This is a genomic window from Catenovulum agarivorans YM01 (genome assembly GCF_000281085.1).
GTDB classification, from domain to species: Bacteria; Pseudomonadota; Gammaproteobacteria; order Enterobacterales; family Alteromonadaceae; genus Catenovulum; species Catenovulum agarivorans.
In genome coordinates this window covers 81974-105994 of the sequence record NZ_AJWM01000048.1, presented here as the reverse complement: position 1 = coordinate 105994, position 24021 = coordinate 81974, and the positions used below count along the sequence as shown (strand labels likewise).

Annotated in this window: 21 protein-coding genes and 1 pseudogene; 13 read left to right on the top strand and 9 right to left on the bottom strand. The window is 40.0% G+C overall.

Annotated features, from left to right (window positions below; genetic code table 11):
• Positions 1–4: 4 nt before the first annotated feature.
• Positions 5–874 (bottom strand): annotated as a pseudogene (locus WSC_RS25560) (TyrR/PhhR family helix-turn-helix DNA-binding protein); the annotation flags it as partial.
• Between the two features lie 687 nt (positions 875–1561).
• On the opposite strand from WSC_RS25560, the gene priC reads away from it, so the two are divergent.
• From priC to WSC_RS0101080, 3 genes are all read left to right on the top strand, one after another.
• On the top strand, positions 1562–2050 hold the full coding sequence (gene priC / locus WSC_RS0101090; protein WP_016954067.1) for a primosomal replication protein PriC: 489 nt from the start codon (positions 1562–1564) through the stop codon (positions 2048–2050).
• Positions 2051–2079: 29 nt separating this feature from the next.
• Entirely contained in the window at positions 2080–2574 is a 495-nt protein-coding gene (locus WSC_RS0101085; protein WP_016954066.1) for a hypothetical protein, read from the top strand.
• Between the two features lie 88 nt (positions 2575–2662).
• Positions 2663–2998: an outer membrane protein assembly factor BamE gene (locus WSC_RS0101080; RefSeq protein ID WP_016954065.1), complete on the top strand. Its 336-nt coding sequence runs from the start codon at positions 2663–2665 to the stop codon at positions 2996–2998.
• Positions 2999–3212: 214 nt separating this feature from the next.
• Here WSC_RS0101080 and WSC_RS21540 read toward each other — a convergent pair whose 3' ends face one another.
• Together WSC_RS21540 and WSC_RS0101070 are read right to left on the bottom strand one after the other, a co-directional pair.
• Complete coding sequence (locus WSC_RS21540) at positions 3213–6344, bottom strand: efflux RND transporter permease subunit (protein WP_016954064.1); 3132 nt, start codon at positions 6342–6344, stop codon at positions 3213–3215.
• A 1-nt stretch (position 6345) separates the two neighbouring features.
• Positions 6346–7509: an efflux RND transporter periplasmic adaptor subunit gene (locus tag WSC_RS0101070; RefSeq protein ID WP_016954063.1), complete on the bottom strand. Its 1164-nt coding sequence runs from the start codon at positions 7507–7509 to the stop codon at positions 6346–6348.
• A 316-nt stretch (positions 7510–7825) separates the two neighbouring features.
• Between WSC_RS0101070 and WSC_RS0101065 the strand changes: the two genes are divergently transcribed.
• From WSC_RS0101065 to WSC_RS0101055, 3 genes are all read left to right on the top strand, one after another.
• The gene (locus WSC_RS0101065) at positions 7826–8140 is read left to right on the top strand and encodes an isoamylase early set domain-containing protein (RefSeq protein ID WP_016954062.1); all 315 of its coding nucleotides are present in this window, start codon (positions 7826–7828) and stop codon (positions 8138–8140) included.
• A 202-nt stretch (positions 8141–8342) separates the two neighbouring features.
• Positions 8343–9308, top strand: a complete 966-nt coding sequence (gene cysK, locus WSC_RS0101060) for a cysteine synthase A (protein ID WP_016954061.1) — start codon at positions 8343–8345, stop codon at positions 9306–9308.
• Between the two features lie 163 nt (positions 9309–9471).
• Entirely contained in the window at positions 9472–9915 is a 444-nt protein-coding gene (locus tag WSC_RS0101055; protein ID WP_016954060.1) for a hypothetical protein, read from the top strand.
• 214 nt (positions 9916–10129) lie between these two features.
• Here the strand turns inward: WSC_RS0101055 and ggt are convergent, their stop codons facing one another.
• Entirely contained in the window at positions 10130–11917 is a 1788-nt protein-coding gene (ggt, locus tag WSC_RS0101050) for a gamma-glutamyltransferase (RefSeq protein WP_016954059.1), read from the bottom strand.
• A gap of 87 nt (positions 11918–12004) precedes the next feature.
• On the opposite strand from ggt, the gene WSC_RS0101045 reads away from it, so the two are divergent.
• Positions 12005–13285, top strand: a complete 1281-nt coding sequence (locus WSC_RS0101045) for a hypothetical protein (RefSeq protein WP_016954058.1) — start codon at positions 12005–12007, stop codon at positions 13283–13285.
• A gap of 102 nt (positions 13286–13387) precedes the next feature.
• Positions 13388–14020 carry a rhombosortase gene (gene rrtA / locus WSC_RS0101040; RefSeq protein ID WP_016954057.1) on the top strand — a complete coding sequence of 211 codons (633 nt, stop codon included), beginning with the start codon at positions 13388–13390 and terminating at the stop codon, positions 14018–14020.
• Here the strand turns inward: rrtA and WSC_RS0101035 are convergent.
• Positions 14008–15078, bottom strand: a complete 1071-nt coding sequence (locus WSC_RS0101035; RefSeq protein ID WP_016954056.1) for a potassium channel family protein — start codon at positions 15076–15078, stop codon at positions 14008–14010. The genes rrtA and WSC_RS0101035 overlap by 13 nt on opposite strands.
• 219 nt (positions 15079–15297) lie before the next feature.
• Here WSC_RS0101035 and WSC_RS0101030 point away from each other — a divergent pair, with 219 nt between their 5' ends.
• Positions 15298–15606, top strand: coding sequence for a hypothetical protein (locus WSC_RS0101030; protein ID WP_016954055.1), 309 nt, complete (start codon positions 15298–15300; stop codon positions 15604–15606).
• 114 nt (positions 15607–15720) lie between these two features.
• On the opposite strand, the gene WSC_RS0101025 is transcribed toward WSC_RS0101030, so the two are convergent.
• The 3 genes from WSC_RS0101025 to WSC_RS0101015 are packed head-to-tail and all read right to left on the bottom strand — an operon-like array spanning position 15721 to position 18090.
• Positions 15721–17286: a SulP family inorganic anion transporter gene (locus WSC_RS0101025; protein WP_016954054.1), complete on the bottom strand. Its 1566-nt coding sequence runs from the start codon at positions 17284–17286 to the stop codon at positions 15721–15723.
• 46 nt (positions 17287–17332) lie between these two features.
• The gene (locus tag WSC_RS0101020; RefSeq protein ID WP_016954053.1) at positions 17333–17659 is read right to left on the bottom strand and encodes an RnfH family protein; all 327 of its coding nucleotides are present in this window, start codon (positions 17657–17659) and stop codon (positions 17333–17335) included.
• Complete coding sequence (locus WSC_RS0101015; protein ID WP_016954052.1) at positions 17659–18090, bottom strand: type II toxin-antitoxin system RatA family toxin; 432 nt, start codon at positions 18088–18090, stop codon at positions 17659–17661. The genes WSC_RS0101020 and WSC_RS0101015 overlap by 1 nt, the downstream gene beginning before the upstream one ends.
• Positions 18091–18264: 174 nt before the next feature.
• Here WSC_RS0101015 and smpB point away from each other — a divergent pair, with 174 nt between their 5' ends.
• Positions 18265–18747 (top strand): SsrA-binding protein SmpB, encoded by a 483-nt coding sequence (smpB, locus tag WSC_RS0101010; protein ID WP_016954051.1) that lies wholly within the window; start codon positions 18265–18267, stop codon positions 18745–18747.
• Positions 18748–19207: 460 nt separating this feature from the next.
• On the opposite strand, the gene WSC_RS0100995 is transcribed toward smpB, so the two are convergent.
• The gene (locus WSC_RS0100995) at positions 19208–20449 is read right to left on the bottom strand and encodes a malic enzyme-like NAD(P)-binding protein (RefSeq protein ID WP_016954049.1); all 1242 of its coding nucleotides are present in this window, start codon (positions 20447–20449) and stop codon (positions 19208–19210) included.
• Here WSC_RS0100995 and WSC_RS0100990 point away from each other — a divergent pair.
• The 3 genes from WSC_RS0100990 (at position 20448) to WSC_RS21535 (ending at position 23988) form a co-directional block, all read left to right on the top strand.
• Positions 20448–21593 carry an oxidoreductase gene (locus WSC_RS0100990; protein WP_016954048.1) on the top strand — a complete coding sequence of 382 codons (1146 nt, stop codon included), beginning with the start codon at positions 20448–20450 and terminating at the stop codon, positions 21591–21593. The genes WSC_RS0100995 and WSC_RS0100990 overlap by 2 nt on opposite strands.
• A 75-nt stretch (positions 21594–21668) precedes the next feature.
• Complete coding sequence (locus WSC_RS0100985; RefSeq protein ID WP_016954047.1) at positions 21669–22781, top strand: DUF3083 family protein; 1113 nt, start codon at positions 21669–21671, stop codon at positions 22779–22781.
• Between the two features lie 316 nt (positions 22782–23097).
• Positions 23098–23988 carry a lysylphosphatidylglycerol synthase transmembrane domain-containing protein gene (locus WSC_RS21535; protein WP_016954046.1) on the top strand — a complete coding sequence of 297 codons (891 nt, stop codon included), beginning with the start codon at positions 23098–23100 and terminating at the stop codon, positions 23986–23988.
• The last annotated feature ends 33 nt before the right edge of the window (positions 23989–24021 follow it).

The window sequence follows — 24021 nt, the reverse complement described above, 5'->3', positions numbered from 1 at the left end:
ACCCCTATGAGCGTCTCGCAACTTTAACCGTTGAACGATTAATTCCGTATTCGCGCAACTTATTAGCAATCGCGGTATGACTTAGCCCAAGTTTATTAGCAAGTTGCCGAGTACTCGGATAATACGGATATAACTTACGTAATAAAGTACTTTCAAATTGTTTAACCGCATCGTCTAAGCCATTTTCCAAATAATCTTGCACAGTTAATAACTCGTCTTCTTGCTGATCTTCCTCAATGTGAATATTTGCAAGCTGTATGCACTGTTGGTCGGACAAAACGACGGCTTGACGCAATACGTTATATAGCTGAGAAGCATTACCGGGCCAAGCATATTCTTGTAATCGCTTGAGCGCTTCGTCAGCAATTGTAATAGGAGACATACCTGAATCTTGGCAAATTTGTTCAACAAACAAATGGCTTAATTCGGCAACATCATCCTTACGCTGGCGCATATCCGGCAGCAGCAACTTGCTGTCAGCAAGTTGATAAAACAAATGCTCATTAAAGGTTCCTTGCTGCAAAGCTAAAGTTAAATTGCTATTGGCTGAGGCATATAATTTAACCTTTTGTAATTTATTCCTATTGCTTAATAACCAAGTTAACAAATTTTTTTGCTGCATAGCGCCTAACCTATCAATATGTTTGAGGTACAAACCACCGCATACATCTAGGTTTACCTTATCCAGCTGTAACGCTAAATCATTGGTCGTTAGTTCCACTACAACCAAAGCTCTATTGTTAGTTGAGCTTAAGGCATGCATTAACTCCACCATTAAGCCTTTACCAACGCCAATCTCACCCACTAATAAAACAGACTGTAAATTGGTTGCTAATTTTTTGCTATCACGCACCGCTTTGCGCATCGCGGCCGACTGCTGCACAATTGAATTACAAATTGCATGTGCTTTTTGTTCGTTTGGATATTGCGCGTGGCCATTGATGAAACGAATAGTCGCCCCTGCAAACCCTTTTAAACCTTTATTGTTGTTTAACCACATTGGCTGTAGCTCTAGTTGAAACGTCTGTTCAGCCACTTCAGCTACTGCTAACAAACGCTCTTTGGGTTGCTTGTCTAACCATTTTTGTAAATTGAAGCCTTTAACCCAATCAAATACATGGGTTAAATCTTGCTTCAATAAACGAGAAAAATAACCATTTGCGCTGTTACTTAACCGAATAAGTTCACCGGTTGCTGAAACCGTTAACCATTTTTCCGTCGTTGCCGATAATTGGTTTTGATACTCTACAGACTCTAATTCCAGTGGCATGTAAGTAACTTTTAACACATCCGACACACCTTTAATACGGCGAATTTCCGGCATCAAATGTTGAAATTCAGTAAATTCAATATTTGGAAAATGGATGAATAGTTTGTTAGGGTGAACCTCGATACCTTGTAAATCGATTTGGTGGCGTACCAAGATTTCAAGTACATCTTGCGTAATACCTAATCTGTTTTCACATCGAATTTCAAGTCGCATACTTGACTCTACTAATGCCTAAATACCAAAATTAGTTTAAGCTTAGTTCATTGAATTAAAATTCGCTATTTGCGCTATATGTCTGAGCCATTACAAACAAAAGTTGAACAAACATTGAATCAGCTGATTAATAAAATTAGCCAGTTAGCTTACCAAGAAAAAATCATCAGCTTGTTACAGTTTCATTCGAGCTACGCTTGTCAATCGGAAGAATTGCAAGACTACGCAAACGAAACCCAACAGTTAATTGAACAATGTTTTGCACACAATAACGAAAGGTTATTCGACCGCCTAAACGACCAACTGGAATTATTGGCTAAGTGTGCTATTAATCAAAAAATAGAAGATATTTCGAATAAAAGTAATTATGCGAGTCGACTTGGGCAAATGCATAAAAAATTGGCTGAATATCGCCAGTATTTAACCAAATTTGATGATCAAATTCGATTAAATCCAACACTACCAGACAATCACCAATTAAGAGTCCGCCGTCAGCGCTGTTTAGATGCGATTGAGAAATTGGAAACACAAATCAGTCGATTTGAACAAAAACGTAATTTTTATTAACCTGCGAAAAAGGAACCCGGAGTCTTCACATGTTTACACGTACGCTAATCTGTTTATTTACTTTAACCCTATTTTTGTGCACACCGGCTCGTGCTGAATTTGATCTGCCCGGCAAAGCAACTTTGGTTTACCCTTCAGGGCTAGAAAAAACCGTAGATTTCGGTTTCAGCTTCAAAATGACTGACGAAGGTACAAAATTTAGTGCGGGTACTGCTAGCGTTTCGGTTAGCCAAGTGCCTGAGCAGTATACTTTAGCCCTTTATTTACATAAGGAAGAATTTATTTGGGTTTCAGAGTTTTCGCAGGGCTACTTCTCAACCTTTACTTATAAGATTGGCGATCACTTAATTGAATTACGTAAAGCACCAGAACGAAGTATCAAAGGAAAATACGAGTTGGTGATCGATGGAAAAATCTCATTGTTTGATAGCAACACCATTCAGCTCGACTTTATTTTTAGCAATGAAGGCATTAAGCGTATTGTGCCACGTGGTGCGATTAAAAACATTGGTCAACTTAAATAGGAAACTATTACTTTATAGCACTGTCTATAGTCGCTATACTCATTGCCCTAAAACTATTTGGCTGTAATTAAGAAATTTGAATAAAGTTATGTTAAAAAAACTAATCTGTGTTGGCGCTATCTGCATCTTGTCTGCATGTGCATATAAGATTGATATTCGCCAAGGAAACTATATTGAAAAACGCGATGTTGCTAAATTACGTCAAAACATGAACAAAGATCAGGTCATATTTGTTTTGGGCAAACCTGTATTAAAAGATACTTTTAGTGACGATAAATGGTACTACGTATACCAAGTTGACTATGGCGATGGCCGCGAAACCAAACGAATGGATTTAATTCTAAACTTTGAAGATGGCAAGTTAGTAGATATGTCAGGGACAGTAGACAAACCAGAAGAATTTACCCAATCAATCGACGAGTAATCTGCAGCAGATAAGTTAAACGGCAAACCAGCACACAAACTGGTTTGCCCGAGAACGACTCACACAAAAACCGCCCTCACACTTACACACAACAGACTTAAACAACTAAATAGGATTAATCGTTTAAGTCGATAACTATAATAATGAAAGTCAGTCAAAAATGGAACACTTATATTCAAAATGAATTAAGACATCGTACCACAGCCCGACAAGTTTAAATTTCCCTTACAAAAATCCAACTTTTTAACAACTTAATTAACCTATGGATATCACTTAATATCGCATACAGTACGGGCAATAACAAAAGAGTGATCACAGTTGAGAAGAGTATGCCAAATGCAAGCGACACAGCCATTGGGATTACAATTTGCGCTTGTAAACTAGTCTCAGATACTATTGGAATCAAACCAAAAAAGGTGGTCAGCGAAGTTAACAATATCGCTCTAAAACGTTTAGCGCCCGCTTGCTGAATTGAATTCAACAAAGTTTCCCCTTGGATACGTGATCTATTAATAAAATCAACCAAAATAAGCGAGTCGTTGACCACAACGCCAGCCAAAGCGATGACGCCAAAAAACGACAATATACTGACCGACAGTCCTAAAATCATATGACCAATCACAGCACCTAAAATGCCAAAAGGAATGACCGACATAATAATAAAAGGCTGACTATAAGATTTAAGTGGAATGGCCATTAGTGCATAAATCGCCACAAGTGCAAATAAGAATCCGATACCTAAACTGACCATAGCTTCTTGTTCTTCTTTCGATGCTCCAAACAATTCAAACTTAACTTCAGGATATTCTTGCAAAATATCAGGGATAATCTGCTCTGAAACTTCGGTGGCAATTTTCCCAGGCTCAGCAACTGCCTTATCTACTTTCGCTGTCACACTAACCGCTCTTTGGTAATCAATGCGCTGGATAGAAGAATAACCACTTGCCATGTGAAATTCGGCGACAGTTGCGAAAATAGCGCGTTTGCCATTGGGTAAGTCGACCCACATTTGCTCTAGGTTCTGGATAGATTGGCGTTGTTCGCGTGGATATCTGACCATAACTTTAATTTCTTCATCATCACGCTGTATGCGCTGCACTTCAGCCCCATAAAATGCAGCTCGCACTTGATTAGATAAATCTGCTAACTCTAACCCCAAAGCTATGCCGGCTGGTTTTACCGACAACTGCACTTCATCTTTACCACCTGAATAAGAGTCATCAACATCATAAACACCTTGATAATTTTGCAAACGCTCTTTGAGCATTTGTGCTGCCGCGGCAATTTGTGCTGTATTGTCGCTTCTAAATAAAAACTCTAAATCAGCGCCCGCGCCCCCTTGTATAGAACCATTAAAACTGACTGAGCGCACACCTGCCATTTCACCAAATTGCTCTCGCCAAAAATTCGCAACATCTACACCATCTATTTTACCGCTGTAGTCTCTGTTTAATTCAGCCCAAATCAGTCCGCTAGTTTGCCCGGTATTAAATGCAGAACTATGAGCAATAACCTGCTGATCCAAATCGGCATAATGTGCTTGATGAACTTGGTATAAAGCGTGCTCTAAACGCGCGAGTGCTTGATTCGTAACCACATCAGGGGTGCCGTCTTCCATGGTAATGCTAGCTTGTACATAATCGCTTGGCAGGTTAGGGAAAAATACAAACCGCACAGCACCAGATGCAACCATACCAACAGTAATAATTAAAAATGCTAGAAAGCCAGCCAATACCGTATAACGAAAGTGGATACACTTGCTTAAAAACGGTGAATATATATTGTCGATAAAATAACTTAACCGGCCATTAACCCGGTCACGCACTTTAGCTAATAATGTTTTCTTCTCAGCGTCGCTTGCAACTTTATAACTGCGGCTGACTAGATGCGAAGGCAAAATCCATTTAGATTCAACCAAAGAAAAAATTAAACACAAGATCACCACCATACCAATTGAGCCCCATATAGGGGACGATGCCCCTGGCACCATCAACATGGGTATAAAAGCGACTATGGTTGTTAGTACACCGAAAGTAGCAGGTACAGCGACTTGATGCGCTCCACGAACAACGTTTTGTGCGGTATTCCCATGTGTTTGCACTGTGTTGTGGACACTTTCGCCAATAATAATCGCATCATCTACCACTATGCCCAGCACCAAAATAAACGCAAACAAGCTGATCATATTTATGCTGACGTCTGCATGCGGCATTAGTGCTAACGCGCCTAAAAAACACACAAACAAACCAACAATCACCCATAAAGCGAGTTTTAACTGGAGAAAAATCGATAGGATAAAAAAGACCAACAAAGCGCCCATCAGCATGTTGTTTAACATTAATTCTAAGCGACCGTTTAAGTAATAAGAGCTATCTCCCCAAACCGCTAATTTTACTTCACTCGGCAAACTTGGCTCTGCCTGTTTAATATAATCTTTAACCGTCTGCGAAATCTGCAAGTCGTTTTGGTTGCCTACAGAGTTCACTTGAATACCAACACTGGGTTGTCCATCAAAATTAGAAAAAGCCTCTCGTTCAACAAAACCGTCTTTAATTGTCGCAACATCGGCCAATACAACTTTAGTACCATTGGCTCGCTGAATAATAACAATCTTGGCAAAATCAGCTGCATTGTACGCTTGGTTGTCTGTTCGAATTAAAATGTCACCATTGCTACTTTTAATGGTGCCACCAGGCATTTTTAAAGATGATGCTCTAACTTTCTGCACCACCTGATTTAAACTTAAGCCATAAGCCACCAGCTTTTCTTGGCTAATTTCAATGCCTATTTCATACTCACGCGCTCCCACCACTTTGGCCGATGAAATCCCTGGTAACTGGACTATTTCGTCACGTAATTGATTCGCGTAAGCCTTCATTTTCTGTTCAGAAATCTGCCCATACACTTGCAGCCATAACACTGCTTGTTCAGGCTTCACTCTGTATATAACAGGTTTCTCGGTGTTGTCGGGCAAACTCGGTATCGCATCAACCTGTACTTTAACTTCGTTGAGCAATTCAACAACATCGTATCCTTCTTCCACATCAATAATGACTCGGGCGAGCCCTTCTTGAGCAATCGACTCTATTTTTTTGATACCTTCTATACGTTTAACCGACTCTTCAACTTTTAAAACAACACCCTCTTCTACTTCTTGCGGTGCCGCCCCCAAATACGGAATTTGTACGTGAATCTCATCTAGCTGAATGGTCGGAAAAGATTGTTTTCGAATGGTAAATACTGAATAGATTCCGGCTAAAACAATGCTAATCATCAATAAGTTAGCTGCTACTGGGTTATTGACAAACCAAGCAATCAATCCTCTTTTGTATGCTTGAGTTGTCATCTTACTTAACCTCTTTAGCTACACGAATGCGCATACCATCTACTGGCTTACTCAGAGCTGATATAACTAATAAATCATCAGCTTCTAGCCCCTTATCAACATATATGTAATTTTGGTCTTGATGAATAATATTCGGTGTTCTAATACGTAACTTATCGCCATTGACCACCAACAGCTGTTGCCTTGGCGTTAACAAACTTCGAGATATACGAAACGATTGAGTTGATTGTTCAATGGTAATTTGCGCTTTAACAAACTGTCCGACAGCCAGTGGAGATAAATGGGTGTTGGCTAAATTATATGGGTCATATATTTTCGCCACTGCATAAATAATCTGCGTATCACTTTCAACAACTTGTTCAATCCTATCTAACTCAGCAATCCAGCTTTGCGGCTGCGCCAAATTATTAGACAACTCGACTGATATTGGTGCAATTTGCACCGCATTTGTTTGTGGTAAGTTGGGTTTGAGCTTTTGGTATTGAGCTAAAGTCAGTGGTAAACGAATTTCAGCCACATCAGTCGCTATCACTTTTGCGACAGCAAAACCTGTGGTGACATAATCTCCAAGGCTTATTTTACGTTCAACCACCAAGCCAGTATACGGCATGCGTATTTTGGTTCTTGCGAGTTCACGCTCAGCTCGTTCTAATTGTGCTTTAGCAAATTCAACATTAGCCGTTTGCGCTGCAATTTGCGGCTTTCTCAACGCCAAGTCACTTGCTTGTTCGCTGTATGCTTGCCACTCAATTTTAGCCACATCACCACGGGCTAATTCTTCTTTCAAATTAGCTTGTGCTAGGCTCAAATTCGCTTTGGCTGATTTAACATCAGCAAGATAATTTGATTCAGAAACTTCAATTAAAATCGTGTCTTTCTCAAGGAAAAAACCCGCATCAAACTGAGTTGCTATTTTGTTTATTTTGCCACTAATTTCGCTGCTGACGATTGTAGATTGTTTCGCTTGAACGATTGCTTGACTGTCGATTGCAAACGGCCAAGCTTGTTTATTTAACTGCTCAGTCGCAACTAATGGCGGCGCATGCTCCAAAGGTTTTTGTTCAGGCGGCGTAGCCTGCATTTGTAAAATTTTAAAAACAATCGCAGCGAAAGCAAGAATGAGAATAGGCCAAATAAATCGCCAAGGAAGGTTTTTAGTATTCAAGACAGTTTTCCTTAATGAAGCTTAATTCGATACAGTCATAGCTAACTCAATACGTTTGGTAATGAGTTTTGGCTTATTTATAACCTTATTTTCATCTATAAGTAATACTTGGCTGAAATAATCGCGAAAAAAGATAAACTGGATAAAAATCAGCCTAGTGCGCAAATTAAATTTATTGCTATACTAAACTTGGTTTCGCGTGATAAAGCATCAGCTAGACCTTGCTCATGGTGTAGAACTGGTATATTAATTGTATCAATTTAATTGCACGCTAAATGTATCAAAGTCTTCCATTAATAAACTATAGGGATCGAGTATGAGCCTGAAGAAACAATTTTTAAAATCTAAGCCTGTATGTAAAGTGACTTTCCGCTTAACAGCAGAGCAAGCGCAACAAGCGGACAATGTTTTTCTTGTTGGTGACTTCAATGAGTGGGACGAGCAATCTACCCCAATGAAACGTCTTAAAAATGGCGATTTCAGCTTAAACATGGATTTGGAGTCTGGTAAAGAATACCAATTCAAATACTTGTTAGACGGTGGTGTTTGGGAAAACGACTGGGATGCGGATAACTACGCGCCATCTCCAGTCGGCGGTACTGACAATTCAGTTGTAAACTGCAACGCTTAAAGATTAGCCGCAATACTTTATGCTCGCATCAGGCTAGTAACACACAGCTAGCCTGCTTTTCTACTGTTGTTTGTCAACATATCAATTCGTTTCAAGCAAATAGCTATTTGTTATAACAAAAAAGCACTTCTTTTTCTGCACTTTAGGTATAAGCTTAGAAACCAATACATCTTCCAATAACGACAACGAAGGATATATTCAAATGAAATTTTTCGAAGATAATTCACTATCTATTGGTAATACCCCGCTAGTAAAATTAAACCGCGTAACTTCTGGTAATGTTTACGCTAAAGTAGAAGCTCGCAACCCAAGTTTTAGTGTTAAGTGTCGTATTGGCGCAAATATGATTTGGGACGCTGAGAAAAAAGGTTTATTAGCGCCTGGTAAAGAAATTGTTGAGCCAACTTCTGGTAACACAGGTATCGCACTAGCTTTCGTAGCGGCATCACGTGGTTACAAATTAACCTTAACTATGCCAGCGACCATGAGTTTAGAGCGTCGTAAGTTATTAAAAGCTTTGGGTGCAAACATTGTATTAACTGAAGGCCCTAAAGGCATGAAAGGCGCTGTTGCTAAAGCAGAAGAAATTCGTGATTCAGATCCAAGCAAATACGTTTTATTACAACAATTCGAAAACCCTGCTAACCCTGAAATTCATGAAAAAACCACAGGTCCTGAAATTTGGGAAGCGACTGATGGCCAAATCGATATTTTCGTAGCTGGTGTTGGTACAGGTGGAACTATTACTGGTGTTAGCCGTTACATCAAAAACACTCAAGGTAAAGCAATTCAATCTGTCGCTGTAGAGCCAACAGATTCTCCAGTTATTGCTCAAGCGAAAGCAGGCCAAGAGTTAACACCTGGTCCACACAAAATCCAAGGTATTGGTGCTGGTTTTATCCCTGGCAACTTAGATTTAGATTTAGTTGACTCAGTTGAGCAAGTTTCTAACGAAGAGTCTATGGCAATGGCACACAGACTAATGAAAGAAGAAGGCATCTTAGCGGGTATTTCTTCTGGCGCTGCTGTTGTTGCAGCCGCTCGTTTAGCTGAAAAACCAGAAAACAAAGACAAGAATATAGTTGTTATTTTACCAAGCTCTGCCGAGCGCTATTTAAGCAGCCCTTTATTTGCTGAAGTATTCACTGATGCTGAACTAGTGCAATAACACTCTATTTTATATCGAAAAATATTTTTTGAAGCGACTCAATTGAGTCGCTTTTTTATTAGCTATTTTTTATCTTACAGGTTTTTGTTTTATAGGCTTTACAATCTTACGAGTTGCTACGACAATGAAAGTCACGGTACTTAAAAAATAAGCTTTGGATGCAATGTTAAAACCTAATTTTTTTCCTATCTCGACTTTAATTGCTTTAACTCTATTACTTACGGCTTGTGGTGACAAAACACCAGAAAACGAACAACCAGGTCCAGCCGCCATCGCATTTTTTGAAGCAATTTATAATCAAGATGATTTAAGTGCAGCTGTTAAGTTGGCAACCCCTCAGTATGGCCGTATTTTAGAGTCTTATCACAGTTCCAAACGAGTACAGAGCGTTTTATTTAATCGCCGTTACGATTCAGTACAAATTGAAGAAGACAAAGCGCAAATGGGTCGTTCGTTAATTCCAGCTAGCGCTAAAAATGCCACTGTATCGCTGATGTTTGATGGCACATACGATGGCAACCGTTACCGCGATATCAAGTATGTAGTTATGGTTAAACAACAAGGTAAATGGTTGGTAGATAAACTAAAAGCGGATGTTTATAGATAATAAATTTTCTGGGCTTTGGTGCTAGCGGCATTCCACTAATAGCTTGAAATCAAGTGCTATACTCGGAAACTTCTGGCGCATAACTTTCGCAAAACCGCTGTGAATACAATCCATGTACGCTTCGCTTTTTCATCCATGAAAAAGAAATTTTGCTCTAAGTTATTGCCCCAGCATTTTCCAACCAATTGAGTTATAGCTAAGACAGCCCTAGCCTCTAATACCCCATAGCGACACCTTCACGTCGCGGATCAGCCCCACCGGTTAATTTACCACTTTCAAGCCAAATTCCATGCAAGCCACTATTTAAATCACGCACAACCACCTCATGGCCTAAACCCGAAAAATAGTCAGCCTGATCAGCTAAATTCGTTCCTGCTTCAACAGCTGTCGAGCCGTTTAAATTAGTAATTTTTGGCAAATCAATCGCAGATTGAATATCTAATTGCCAATCAATCAAGCCAATTAAGGTTTGGCTAACATAATTAATAATACGCGCGCCACCAGGTGAGCCTAACGCACCTTTAAAGTTATTTTGCTGGTCAAACACAATAGTAGGCGCCATAGAGCTGCGCGGACGTTTATTTGCTTCAACTCGGTTAGCAATCAGCTGACCAGATTTTTCCGCAGTGAAAGCAAAATCGGTAAGTTGATTATTTAATAGAAAACCACCAACCATAACCGCTGAGCCAAAAGCCATTTCAATACTGCTGGTCATAGATACGGCATTGCCCCACTGATCAACAATACTGATGTGCGTAGTGCTTGGTTGCTGATAAGAAATTCCAGAATCAACAGTAAACAACCCAGCTTCTACGAATCCCATATCTTTATTTTTATCAATTAGTTGGCGTCGTTTATTCAAGTAGCTATCCGAAAATAACTTATCAAGCGGTACATTAACGAAGTCAGAATCTGCTACATAGTGATTTCTATCAGCAAAAGACAATCGCCAAGCTTGCGTGAGCAAATGCAAAGCTTGTGTTGAATTAACCTCATAATCAGCTAAGTGAAGCGGCTCTAATAATTTGAGCGTAGATAAAACTGTCGTTCCACCTGATGTTGGAGGAGCAAAACCACACACCTTATAACTATGATATGGCTGACAGATTGGCTCACGCCATTTAGCTTGATAATTGGCTAAATCTGTTAACGATAATAATCCGGGGGCTATTTTACTGCCCTGCACAGCATTCGCTATATCGCTGGCTAACTGGCCTTGGTAAAAGCCTTGCGCACCTTGCTGGGAAATTAGTCGTAAGCTCGCAGCTAACTCTGGGTTGGTTTTTACAGCACCGGCTTGTAAAGCTTGCCCTTTCGGGTAGAAATAATCTCGACTGACAGACAAGGTTTCTACCCCAGGATTTAAATTCTTGTCGAGCAAACTGGCTAACCTAGGTGATACCACAAAACCTTGTTCAGATAATTCAATGGCTGATTTAAACAATATTTTCCAAGGTAGTTTACCGTATTTTTTATGCCCCAGTTCAAGCGCAGCAATAATCCCGGGCACACCCACACTGCGGCCACCAACCACGGCTTGGTGCCAACTCACAGGCTTGCCGTTTTCAAAAAACAATTCACTGTTTGCTTGACTAGGCGCTGTTTCACGGCCATCTAATCCGGTCAGTTTTTGCTTTTCTTCATCCCAATGCAAAATAAATGCACCACCACCAATGCCAGATGATTGCGGCTCAACTAGTGTCAACACCATTTGCACAGCAATTGCCGCATCAAAAGCACTGCCGCCCAATTTTAACACTTTTAAGCCAGCTTCAACTGCATATGGGTTAGCCGCAACCACCATTGCGTGCTCGCTTGTCACTAAGTTTTTGGGTTTTAAGCCAGTTGCAGCTTCAGGATCTCTAGCTTCAATAGCAGTAACTTCAATTTTAGAGCTAGAACTAGAGCTGCAAGACGATAAAAAAGTAACTAAAAAACAAACAGATAAATAAGTAAAAAAGCGTTTAAACACTAAATTGCATACGTATGCAAAAACTATCATTTGGCAATCCTTAAGCACTCAACTATGTTTATAGCTTAATCTTAACGCGCTTAGGATCAAATTTTAACAACTAAAAGGTGAAGGACAATGCAATTGAAACACCATTATTTAACCGCTTTAGCGGCTACTTTAGCACTCTCAGCTTGTAATATAGAAGTTCAGATCGATGAAGATGACAATACAGATTTCACAACCTATTTAAACTTCGCTGAATTTAAAGATGTATGCGGCAATTTTTCGGCGACTGATGTACCAATCACAATTTACGACGACACAGGTGCAGTATTTGATGAATTTACTTACACACACGACGGTGAAGCCAATACTATAGAAATAGATGTGCCTGGTGATACTTATACATTGGCCTATGAAACAGGCGTAGATACACGAACCTATACAGACTTACTCAACGATGAGACTTATACGCTCACCATTAGGGGAGATGATGCGAGTACGTGCGGCTGCCCAAGCTATTCAGTTACTGTCAATGAAACAAACATAACCGACATTAACCAACTCACCTTCTCAACCAAATTTGGCAGCCAAACTGGCAGCGCAGGTACAAATGCAGGTGAATGGGTTTACCACGTAGAAATATGCCCAGACGATGCCATTATAGTTTCAGCACCAAGCCTAGGCATGTATAGCTATTCTGATGCCGGTGTAATTGCGGCTGATACCAGCATTACATTAGACAAACAACTGCAGTCTCTAGCACCAACAGTTGACAACACAAGTTTGACCCTTGCTCACATTCAAACAAACTACTTTGATGCAAATAATGGCAGTTATGCACATGTGCAATATGCAAACGATGCTTATCACTTTGTTGCCGAAGCTGATTACGATGTCGTTCAATTTAACTATCGCAATGACAGCATGGCCTTTATGCAAGGCATAAACAATAACACTTTTGATTTGGCATATTTAAGTCCAACTTGGGTTGGTAACTTCCAAAATTTCACCAGTGTTGATTTAACGCCAACAAGCATCCCACTAATGCCAAGTAATTCTTCTCTCGATATTGAGTTGACCGATGACGGCATTAATATCAGTGGAGATAACTTAATGGATTTCGATTTTATTGAAGTAGTTGCCACTTACAACGATGACAATGGTGCATTTAGTTATGCGGAAATAGTGACTATGCCAATGACAAATCACATCGCATTAGACGAACTATCAAAGTTTATGACCTTAGATGGCAACATGGGTTTATTGTTATTTATTCCATTTGATATTGCAGAAACCAACGACTATTCAACTGCAATTATGCGGCAAAAACTTGGTCAAGACTTTACTTTTGCAACCGAAGGAACCACGGAAAACGGCATCATGGTTGCTTTTGAACCACAAAGCCAACAGTAGAGTAACTTATACTTCAACCAAGGCTGCTGACACAAGCAGCCTTTCTCCTCGATAAATTTTTCCTTTATAATGCAACGCATCAACATTTATTAACTACTTATTATGCGCCAATTTATTCAAAACCTACCTTGGAAACAATTACCTATTGTCGCCATCTTCATAATAATTTTTACTTTGATGATGCTTATTCCTGAACAAGCGCAAACTTGGTTGCGTTACAACTACACTGAACTACAAAATCAACAAAGCTGGCGCATCATTACTGGGCATTTTATCCACACCAATTGGAATCATTACCTAATGAATACAGCCGCTTTTATTGCGTTGTGGGCACTACACGGAAAATTTTACCAAGCACGTAAGCTCTTTAGTGTGGTGATAATGAATGCCTGTTTAATTACAGCTTATGTATACTTTTTTACCGACATTAGCATTTATTCAGGCTTTTCAGGCGTGTTGCATGGCTTAATCGTTTGGGGTGCAATTAAAGATATTCAGCACCAAGATAAAACAGGATATTTATTACTCCTAGGTGTATTTGCCAAGGTAATATACGAACAAATATATGGCGCAAGTGCATCAACAGCCTCTATGATCCAAGCAGATGTAGCAGTTGAAGCGCATTTGGCTGGCGCTATCGCTGGTTTACTCTACTGTTTTGGCGAACAAATTAAAGAAAAACAGCGACAAATGGAACAAAAAAACCAAACAACTAAATCAAATCAAGATTCGTAAAATCCATGCCAATCGATATCGGCAACATCTATTCTGTTGTTGCCAATATAATGTAAATAATCACCTGGGTTAATAATAGCGCTTAACTCAGGGTTCACTTCTAATCGATTACCGTTACGCTCTTTAGCTATCGCTAATAACGTGGCATCGTGCTTAAGTTTAAAAGCGCTGAATAATTGTCCATAACTAAATGACTTAGGCAAATTCGTCGGCAGTTGCAGAGCGTATTGAGTATCACCAAATAGGCCAGACAACAACTGCTCTTGCACTCGGCTCGCACCAGGATCTTGCATCGAGCGAACTAGCGACTCGGCGACTTTTGAACTAAAACATTCAATATTTGGACAATGCTCTCGTAACAGCTCCACTTTCGATTCATCGTTAAACCATGCAGTAATATGGCAATCGGCTTTGACTACTTTGCTTAATTTAAGCGCTGTCGTTAAGGTTTGATCATCACCATTGGCATAAATAATCACTTTATCAGCGCGATTTAACGCAATACGAGTTAATTCACCGTCTAAGGTGTAGCTTGAAACGCGAGCGTACTCCAGCCATTCCATATATTGTTGTAGTGGATGTTCAGACTGAAAAGTATCACACAACAATATTTTTCTACCCTGCCGGTATTTATCCGCCAAGATTTGTTCCACAACTTTAGGCGTCACTTGCTCGTGATAACCAATTAATACAATATGATTTGCTAGGTGCTCGAATTTTCCCGTACCCATTATTTTTCGCCTCATATAAAGAGCAATCGACTGCCCTGCTTTACCTAAAAATGCGCCAAATAACGCAAGTCCGATAGGAATTTGAAATAACCACACCCATATACGGCCACCATCCGTAACTGGACTATAATCGCCATAACCAACTGTACTAGTTGTCACCACATAATAGTAGGGATACACCAACCAATTTGCTAAATCGACTTCATTGGTAATGTATAAACCAAACCAAGTTAAAACAAAATGGCTTATCACTAACACCACCAACAAAGGCCAGGTAAATTGGTATATGTGGCGTTGAACAATAGAAATCAGTTTATTAAAAATCATAGTTCAACCATTTCCTTTTTTATTTGATTCAAGCGCATAAAACAATTATGACAATAAAATGTCAAAACTTTCATATCCTGCTAAAAAAACCATTTTTTTGTAAACTTATATTTACGGTCATTAATTTTCCACTTAAAAAACAATTGTTAAAAATTAGTAAATTCAGCGATTTTAGCCCATTATGTATATACATAACCTTTAACGAGTAGGATGGGTCTTATGAACAATAAACTATGTGCGCTAGTGGTAACTTTGTCAGCGGCAGCAGCATCATTTACCGCCAATGCCCAACTGAAAACTAACATCTACGATTGTGTAGATAAAACCACGTTACAACAAAATGCTGAATGTATTGCTAATACTATAAGTAATAATGCTCAGCTTAAACAAGAAATTGCGCTAATCGAACAAGATGCCGCCAATTTTAATCAACCAATGGCTTTAGCTATGATGAAGATGAATCCAAAAGATTTGTCGATTGAAGTTGTTGCGTTAACCAATAAAACGGTTGAAAAGACGCAAAACTAGTTTGTACTGGAATCTTCCCTGAACGCAATACCATAGAAGCTTAAGTGCATAAAGGTATTGATTAAGAGGCCGAATATCGGCCTCTATTTTTTTACGCTATTCAAAGCGTTTAACTTAACCTAACTTATCACTTGCTACGTGATAGTCAGGATCTTCCATAATATTCACTTCGCATAAATCATCAGCACGGCTCAACAACTGACGACATTCAGGGCTTAAATGACGTAAATGCAGTTTTTTGCCTAAAGCTTGATATTTTTCTGCCAAACCATCCAAAGCTTCAATACCAGAGTGATCACTCACGCGAGAGCGTTGGAATTCGATTACCACGTGCTCAGGATCATCTTCAGGGGTAAACAACTCTTTAAAACTTGTCACAGATGCAAAGAAAATAGGCCCACGTAACTCGTAAACTTTATACCCTTTATCATCAATGTAAGTATTGGCTTGAATATGTTTAGCATGTTTCCACGCAAATACGAGTGCAGACACAATCACACCAACCACAACCGCAATTGCAAGGTCAAACGCAACTGTAACACCTGATACCAGTACAATAATGAAGGCATCTGACGCTGGAACTTTGCGCATAATTCTAAATGACGACCATTCAAAAGTGCCAAGTACCACCATAAACATGATGCCAACAAGCGCAGCCAACGGAATCATTTCAATTAATTCAGCTGCAAACAAAATAAAACCAAGCAAGACCAACGCAGCAGTAATACCAGACAAACGACCACGACCGCCCGAGTTTATGTTGATCATACTTTGACCAATCATGGCACAGCCACCCATACCACCAAAGAAACCATTGGTAGTATTAGCAATACCCTGACCAATACATTCACGGTTACCTTGGCCACGCGTGTTGGTTATTTCATCAATCAAGGTTAAAGTTAATAGCGATTCGATTAAACCAATTGCCGCAATAACTAAAGCCGTTGGGAAAATAATGACTAAAGTTTCCCAAGTAAAAGGCACCATAGGGATAGCAAACGAAGGTAGCTCACCTTTTAACGACGCATCAGCGGCTTGCTCTGCTGGCAACATTTCACGTACAAAATCAATAACGTTGCGCGTGTCTAAATCCATACCAATAACAATGCCAGACACTACAACAATAGCAACTAAGCCTGATGGTACTGCTGTGGTTAACTTAGGTAAAAAGTGCACTATCGCCATAGTTAAAGCAACTAGACCAAGCATTAAGGTTAAATTTTCACCTTGGATCCACTGCCAGTGGCCAAGTTCATCCGGTGATTTAAACTGGCTCAACTGCGCCAAGAAAATCACAATCGCCAAACCATTGACGAAGCCAAGCATAACTGGATGGGGAACAATTCGAATAAACTTACCGAGTTTAAATACCCCAGCAAGAATTTGCAGAATACCAGCCAGCACTACAGCGGCAAACAAGTATTGCACACCGTATACAGCAACCAAACCAACCATTACAACAGCCGTTGCGCCAGTTGCACCAGAAATCATACCTGGTCGACCACCAAAAATAGAGGTTAGTAACCCCATCATAAATGCAGCGTACAAACCAACCATAGGCTCGACACCAGCAACAAATGCAAAAGCAACCGCTTCAGGCACCAAAGCAAGGGCTACGGTAATACCTGATAGAAGGTCGTTTTTTACATTACTCTGGTTTGAATTAATTAAATTAAACATGAGTATCTCTGTAATTAACTATCAATATAAATGAAGAACTTGGCGTTTAAGGACGTCCGCCAGTAATTTTATTTGCTCGACCTTCTTCTTTAGCTTTTTCAGCGCGACGACGGCGAACATCTTTTGGATCAGCAATTAAAGGGCGATAGATTTCAATTCTGTCACCATCTTCAACTTGCTCGGTAAGTTTTCGAGTTCGACTCCAAATCCCTACTTTATTGGATTTTAAGTCTATCTCTGGATGCTTTAACAAAATGCCTGACTGCTCAATGCAATCTTGAATTGTCGCACCCTCAGCCACATGCAACACCAACAAACTTTGTACAGTTGGCAATGCATAAGCAATTTCTATCTTAAATAATTGTTCGTTCATTAGGCGTAAACCCGACTCGCACGTGTGGTAAAGGCTTTAACCATCTGGTTCGCCATGTGGTTAAATACACTGCCAAACGCGGCTTCAATCAATTTTGTAGAAAATTCAAATTCCAGATCAAGCACAACTTTGCATGCATCAACATCTAAACTTTGAAATTGCCACAAGCCGGTTAATTTTTTAAACGGGCCATCAACCAATTCAATTTTAACCGAGTGGTTTTTCACCATAGTGTTGTGAGTGGTGAACCATTTACCAATACCCGCCTTGCCAATTTGTAACGACGCTTTTAATTCGTTTTCTGACTGCTCAAGTAATTTTACCCCTAAACAATCCGGTACGAATTCTGGATACGCTTTAACATCATTAACCAAGTTGTACATTTGCTCTGCGCTATGCATGACTAGAGCATGGCGGTGGATTTTAGGCATCCTCACTCCCCTTTCAAATTTGAGCGCGCATGCTAGCATAAAATTGGCCATTTTACTCAATCAATCTAGTAGCAAAATACTTTTTCTAAGTCGTGGAATTCTCGCATTTTCAACAGGCTTGAGTATAATAGCCCGTCAGTTTGGCGTTCATGTGGCATAGGCAAGTTAGTATTTATGGCAAAAGGTAAGAAAAAAGGCGCTCCATCAAACACGATAGCGCAAAATAAAAAAGCTCGACACGAATTCTTTTTAGAAGACAAGTTAGAAGCTGGGCTTGAGTTACAAGGCTGGGAAGTTAAAAGTATTCGCGAAGGTAAAGTGAATATTTCTGACTGTTATATCCATTTGAAAGATGGCGAAGCTTTTTTATTAAACGCAACCATTCAGCCATTAAATACAGCATCAACTCATGTTATTGCCGACCCAACCCGTCAACGCCGCTTATTACTGAAACGCCGTGAAATTGATAGGTTAATCGGTGCGCGTGAACGTGAAGGTTATTCTATTGTTGCCACCTCTATGTACTGGAGCAAATGCTGGGTAAAACTTGCCATTCACCTAGCTAAAGGTAAGAAGTCGCATGATAAACGTGATGATATTAAAGACCGTGACTGGGAACGCCAGAAAGAGCGCGTGATGAAACACAGCGCTCGATAGCCACCGGATAAAGTACGAATTGTGCTAAGTACCAATATCTTAACTATGTGCAGGATAGGCCGCCACTTCAGTGCAATCAAGCACACGCAACGCATCATTTTCTAAAAACGCTGTTCGCCAATCCATGGCCGCTCCCAAAAGATATCCATATCTTTTGAAGTTTTAGAAAATGAGCATTTGCGCATACTTGCCTCAAACATTTTTATCGCTTCCAATAGCTTCGATTAACTAACGCTCTCACTTGCAATTTAGATAAAACAAAAAGATCGTTGGGAGTTTATTTTTTAAAGCTTTCATGCGACCAAAAAAAGCGACATTCAGCAAGGGAAAATCGATGAAGCTAAGTCTGTTAAAAATATACGCTAGATACGCAGCGATAAAGGACTCGCAACCAGCTTGAGCTTCCATGCCACGTTATCCACAGCGATTTTGAGAAAGATCTCGCGACCAGCTTAAATTTTTATCCCAAATAACGCTCTGGCAACTCAATTTGTGCCACACCCGATTCAACAGCCGCAACAGCAACAGCTTTAGCAACACGCTCCAACAAACGAGGATCCATAGGTTTAGGGATAATATACTCACGGCCAAAAATTAAATCTTGGCCACCACTGGCTTTAATTACACTATCTGGCACAGGTTCTTTAGCCAGTTCACGAATTGCATGAACAGCGGCCACTTTCATTTCATCATTTATATCAGTTGCGCGTACATCTAATGCACCTCTAAAAATAAATGGGAAACACAACACGTTATTTACCTGGTTGGGATAGTCAGAACGGCCGGTCGCCATAATAATGTCGCTACGCTGTGCTAAAGCAAGCTCAGGTTTAATTTCAGGATCTGGATTAGAACAAGCAAACACAACAGGGTTTTCGTTCATTAAATCCAACGCTTCGGGTGGCAATACATCAGGGCCAGACACACCAACAAATACATCAGCGCCAGTCAAAGCATCTTCCAAAGTGCGTCTATCAGTATTATTGGCAAATAACTTCTTATGCTCAGTTAAATCTTCACGGCGAGTATGAATAACACCTTTTCTATCTAACATATAAATGCGTTCACGCTGCGCACCACATTTAATCAGCAACTCCATACAGGCAACCGCAGCAGCACCTGCGCCCATACACACAATAATCACTTCGCGAATATCTTTGCCTTGAATTTCTAACGCATTCAACATACCAGCTGCAGTTACAATTGCAGTTCCATGTTGGTCATCATGAAATACTGGCACATTACATTTTTCAACTAAAGCTCGCTCAATTTCAAAACATTCAGGTGCTTTAATATCTTCTAAATTAATGCCACCAAAAGTGTCCGCTATACTCGCAACCGTTTGAATAAACTCTTCAGTTGTTCTGTGTTTAACTTCGATATCAATCGCATCAAGGCCGGCAAACTTTTTAAATAACAGTGCCTTGCCTTCCATTACTGGTTTTGAAGCCAACGGGCCTAAGTTGCCCAAACCTAATATGGCCGAACCATTGGAGATCACTGCAACCAAATTACCCTTGGCTGTATACTTGTAGGCTTCGTCTGGATTAGCCGCTATTTCTCTAACTGGCTCAGCAACACCAGGGCTGTAGGCTAAAGCCAAATCATATGCGGTTTCAGCTGGTTTAGTAAGTTCAACGCTAATTTTTCCCGGAACAGGAAACTGATGATAATCGAGGGCTTGTTGGCGTTTATCTGACATGAAAAATCCTTCTGAAAATAAACAAGATATTGAAGCCACAAACTGCAATGGCATATATACTAGTATTCATCAAAGCTGGCAGATAAGCCACCCCAATGGAGGAAAAATGCAAGCAAATAAAATAATTAACACAGGACTCATAGGATTTGGATTTTCCGCACAAACTTTTCACCTGCCTTTTTTAACCCAAGATAATGGTTTTGCCGTTACCGCAGTTTCAAGCTCAAAACCTGAACAAGTAAAAGAACAACTGCCACAAGCACAAATATACGCAAGCGCACAAGCCCTCATTACCGACTCAAATGTAGAGTTAATTGTGATAACTGCACCGAACGATGTGCACTTCGAGTTAGCCAAATTGGCGCTAGAACACAATAAACATGTGGTCATTGAAAAACCTTTTGTAACCAATAGCGCTCAGGGCCAAAGTTTAATTGAGTTGGCTGAAAAACAACAAAAAGTCTTAACTGTCTACCACAACAGACGTTGGGACGGTGACTTTTTAACGGTAAAAAAATTAATCGAGCAACAAACACTTGGCGACATAAAATACTTTGAAAGTCATTTTGACCGATTCCGCCCAGTGGTACGAGATCGCTGGCGCGAACAAGCAAGCGAAGGTGGCGGCATTTTGTTTGATTTAGGCCCGCACCTAATTGACCAATGTTTAAACTTATTTGGTTGGCCAGACAAAATCACAGCGATTTGTGAAAAAACTAGACCTAAATCAAACAATATTGACTACTTTAGTATTACACTGCACTACGCTGGCATGCTAGCCAATTTACAAGCAAGTTTGCATTGTGCAGGGCCAAATTTGCGTTACAAAGTACAAGGTGACAAAGCCAATTACGAAAAATTCGGTTTAGACCCACAAGAAGATAGATTAAAAGCAGGTGTTACGCCGAATACTTCACAGTGGGCGGCTGAAGTTGAAGCAAGTTACGGAACTTTATACACAGACGACAGCGCCAGACCGTTACCAACCGAGCTAGGAGGCTACCAAGCATTTTTTCAAAAACTTAACTTAGCCATAAGCGAAAATGCTCAACCACCTGTTGATGCTGCCGACGCATTGAAGTCGATAAAAATAATTGAATTGGCGATGCAAAGTAGCCTTGAGCAAAAAACGATTAAGATTTAGATTTGCAGTAAAGTTATAACAATGTTATTTATTGTAAAATTACAAGAACAACCGCATAAATAAAAGGTACGAAAAATGCCCATAACTCGTGATAGAAGTGCTCAGCACAAAGTTTATATTCCGTCTAACGCCCGCGAAAATCAGTATTTGTTAGCTAAGTTTGAATTGCCAGATGCTTTGTTGGCAAAATTCGCCGAGCAAATTGATTCAGGTAGCGAACAGCCTTACCACGATTTCTATCAAACTCTGGCAAATCTATTTTTTGATGTGTGTGACAAACACGACATCGAAAGTGGCCAATTTGTTGCTAACGACAAATTTATCCGTGTACGTTATAGCCCTGAAAAAATCACTGCACAGACAGACCAACAAATTATCTTTTTATACAACCCTAAATATCACTCAGGCCACAAAGCTTTTGTTGATAGTAAAAAGCGTGTACGCAAACTCAAATTGCTATTCTTAGCAAGCGGTGAAGAAATTCGTCATAACTCAGCTAAATTCCATTCTAAAGTAGAAAAGGCAGTTGCTGAGTTTAGTCGTTTACTAGAATTAGATGCAGGCAGCATTCGTTTATGCGACCACCAGCATTTAACCTACGATTTATTCGCGAAAGAAAAAGGGGTTGAAGGTACACAAGCGCATAAATTGCGTTCTATCGAAAATCGATTCAAAGCACATGACGTTGCATTGGAAGGTGAATTTGATCAACAAACATATGCTGTTGTTGACATGCCATTAACCAAACGCATCCAAGCTTTGTTTGATATTGATAAACAAGCACAATGCCCGTATGAAGATTTATACACCAGCTTAGAAAAACAATTTATTGAATGTGCCAAACAAAATGGTATCGACCAAGGCATTATGATAGCCAATGGTTTAGTACCTGTTGTGCGTAGCAAGCGCGACACGGTAATCTCTGAAAATGGTGAATTGCAAACTATCGACTTTAATGAAAATGCCCCAGACAATAGTTTTTCAGCGCACTACTCTCGCCGTCGTTTAGTTGACTCGGTACAGTTTGTTTTTGTCGCTGCGAAAAATGATATGTCGAGTTATGGTTACGGCAAATTCTTAAACCAAGTACATTCTGCGATGCGCAGCTTTGCTGGTAAATTGAACTATCAACACAAAGCTGAAACTATGTCGGTTCGCTTACATCAGCACGTTGGTTTTAATCGCTAGCAGCGATATGGACTCAAGGAAAGTACTAGAGCAATTACTTAGAGCAAAATCTCTTTTTCAAGGATGAAAAAGCGAAGCTTACAAGGATGTATTTACAGCGTTTTTGCGAAAGTTATGCTCTAGTCCTTTCCTTTGCATTGCACCGCCCTTACAACACATTGGCGCATTCTTCTTTTTTCGCCTTGTCTCGCTGCACTTGTAGAAAATTATGCTTCGAACCAGCCTAGCGCCTCTTTATCTTTCGTAGACAAATTTACTTTGTAACATTTAATCCGTAAGCTAACCATTAGCCAACTAACAACAATAATGGTCGAGCATGGATTGGAATAAAACCTTACGCTGGATAATCGCCACCAGTATATTTATCGCTGTTATCTATGGAATAGAGCTATACATAGGCTGGAAAAGTGTATTTGCGCAATGGCAAAACGTCTCACCCAGCCAGTTAGTTTTACTTACGCTGGTTACTTTTGCCAGTTATTGGTTAAGGGCATGGCGCGTATACTGTTATTTTGGCCAAAAAACTCAACACCCATTTTCACCATATATTCGCATTAATTTACTCCACAATGCACTCAACAACTTTTTACCCATGCGACTTGGTGAAGCATCTTTTCCACTGTTTATGAAGCAGAGTTTTGCATTTCCACTACTAAAAAGCACCGCTGGTTTATTGGTTATTCGACTAATGGATTTACACTGGTTATTAGTCCTGCTGGTGGTTATTGCTAGCCAACAAATCAGCCAACATGCATTGTGGCTGCTCATACCTCTTATACTAGTTCCCTTGATGCTGCCCAATTGCTGGGATTATCTGCACAAAGTGGCACCGGAAAAAATCAAACAAAAACTAATACAAATAACAGAACATGCCGAGCTAACGCCTAAATTCTTGGCTCGAATATACCTACTCACAGTATTAATTTGGTTAGTTAAACTCTCGGCTTTATGTTTAATTTTACAGTTTTTTATCCCGCTGCCTTCGGCACAAGCATTGTTTGCAGTTATCAGCGCAGACTTAAGCAGTATATTACCCATACATGGCATTGCGGGCAGTGGTACTTTTGAAGCAGCCATTCTCGCAGCGCTTCTGCCACTAGGGATAAATCAACAGCAAGTTTTATCTGCCGCGATCAATCTACATATTTACGTACTGGTAGTAACCCTATTAAGCGTACCGGTCGCACTGTGTTTTAAACAAAAGTAACACACAGATGTCATAAATTTTTAAGCCAGTAAG

Bases quoted from the DNA above. Each gene is read 5' to 3' on its own strand.
- priC (WP_016954067.1), top strand. From the start codon at position 1,562: ATGTCTGAGCCATTACAAACAAAAGTTGAACAAACATTGAATCAGCTG.
- WSC_RS0101085 (WP_016954066.1), top strand. From the start codon at position 2,080: ATGTTTACACGTACGCTAATCTGTTTATTTACTTTAACCCTATTTTTG.
- WSC_RS0101080 (WP_016954065.1), top strand. From the start codon at position 2,663: ATGTTAAAAAAACTAATCTGTGTTGGCGCTATCTGCATCTTGTCTGCA.
- WSC_RS21540 (WP_016954064.1), bottom strand. From the start codon at position 6,344: ATGACAACTCAAGCATACAAAAGAGGATTGATTGCTTGGTTTGTCAAT.
- WSC_RS0101065 (WP_016954062.1), top strand. From the start codon at position 7,826: ATGAGCCTGAAGAAACAATTTTTAAAATCTAAGCCTGTATGTAAAGTG.
- cysK (WP_016954061.1), top strand. From the start codon at position 8,343: ATGAAATTTTTCGAAGATAATTCACTATCTATTGGTAATACCCCGCTA.
- WSC_RS0101055 (WP_016954060.1), top strand. From the start codon at position 9,472: ATGTTAAAACCTAATTTTTTTCCTATCTCGACTTTAATTGCTTTAACT.
- ggt (WP_016954059.1), bottom strand. From the start codon at position 11,917: ATGATAGTTTTTGCATACGTATGCAATTTAGTGTTTAAACGCTTTTTT.
- WSC_RS0101045 (WP_016954058.1), top strand. From the start codon at position 12,005: ATGCAATTGAAACACCATTATTTAACCGCTTTAGCGGCTACTTTAGCA.
- rrtA (WP_016954057.1), top strand. From the start codon at position 13,388: ATGCGCCAATTTATTCAAAACCTACCTTGGAAACAATTACCTATTGTC.
- WSC_RS0101035 (WP_016954056.1), bottom strand. From the start codon at position 15,078: ATGATTTTTAATAAACTGATTTCTATTGTTCAACGCCACATATACCAA.
- WSC_RS0101030 (WP_016954055.1), top strand. From the start codon at position 15,298: ATGAACAATAAACTATGTGCGCTAGTGGTAACTTTGTCAGCGGCAGCA.
- WSC_RS0101025 (WP_016954054.1), bottom strand. From the start codon at position 17,286: ATGTTTAATTTAATTAATTCAAACCAGAGTAATGTAAAAAACGACCTT.
- WSC_RS0101020 (WP_016954053.1), bottom strand. From the start codon at position 17,659: ATGAACGAACAATTATTTAAGATAGAAATTGCTTATGCATTGCCAACT.
- WSC_RS0101015 (WP_016954052.1), bottom strand. From the start codon at position 18,090: ATGCCTAAAATCCACCGCCATGCTCTAGTCATGCATAGCGCAGAGCAA.
- smpB (WP_016954051.1), top strand. From the start codon at position 18,265: ATGGCAAAAGGTAAGAAAAAAGGCGCTCCATCAAACACGATAGCGCAA.
- WSC_RS0100990 (WP_016954048.1), top strand. From the start codon at position 20,448: ATGAAAAATCCTTCTGAAAATAAACAAGATATTGAAGCCACAAACTGC.
- WSC_RS0100995 (WP_016954049.1), bottom strand. From the start codon at position 20,449: ATGTCAGATAAACGCCAACAAGCCCTCGATTATCATCAGTTTCCTGTT.
- WSC_RS0100985 (WP_016954047.1), top strand. From the start codon at position 21,669: ATGCCCATAACTCGTGATAGAAGTGCTCAGCACAAAGTTTATATTCCG.
- WSC_RS21535 (WP_016954046.1), top strand. From the start codon at position 23,098: ATGGATTGGAATAAAACCTTACGCTGGATAATCGCCACCAGTATATTT.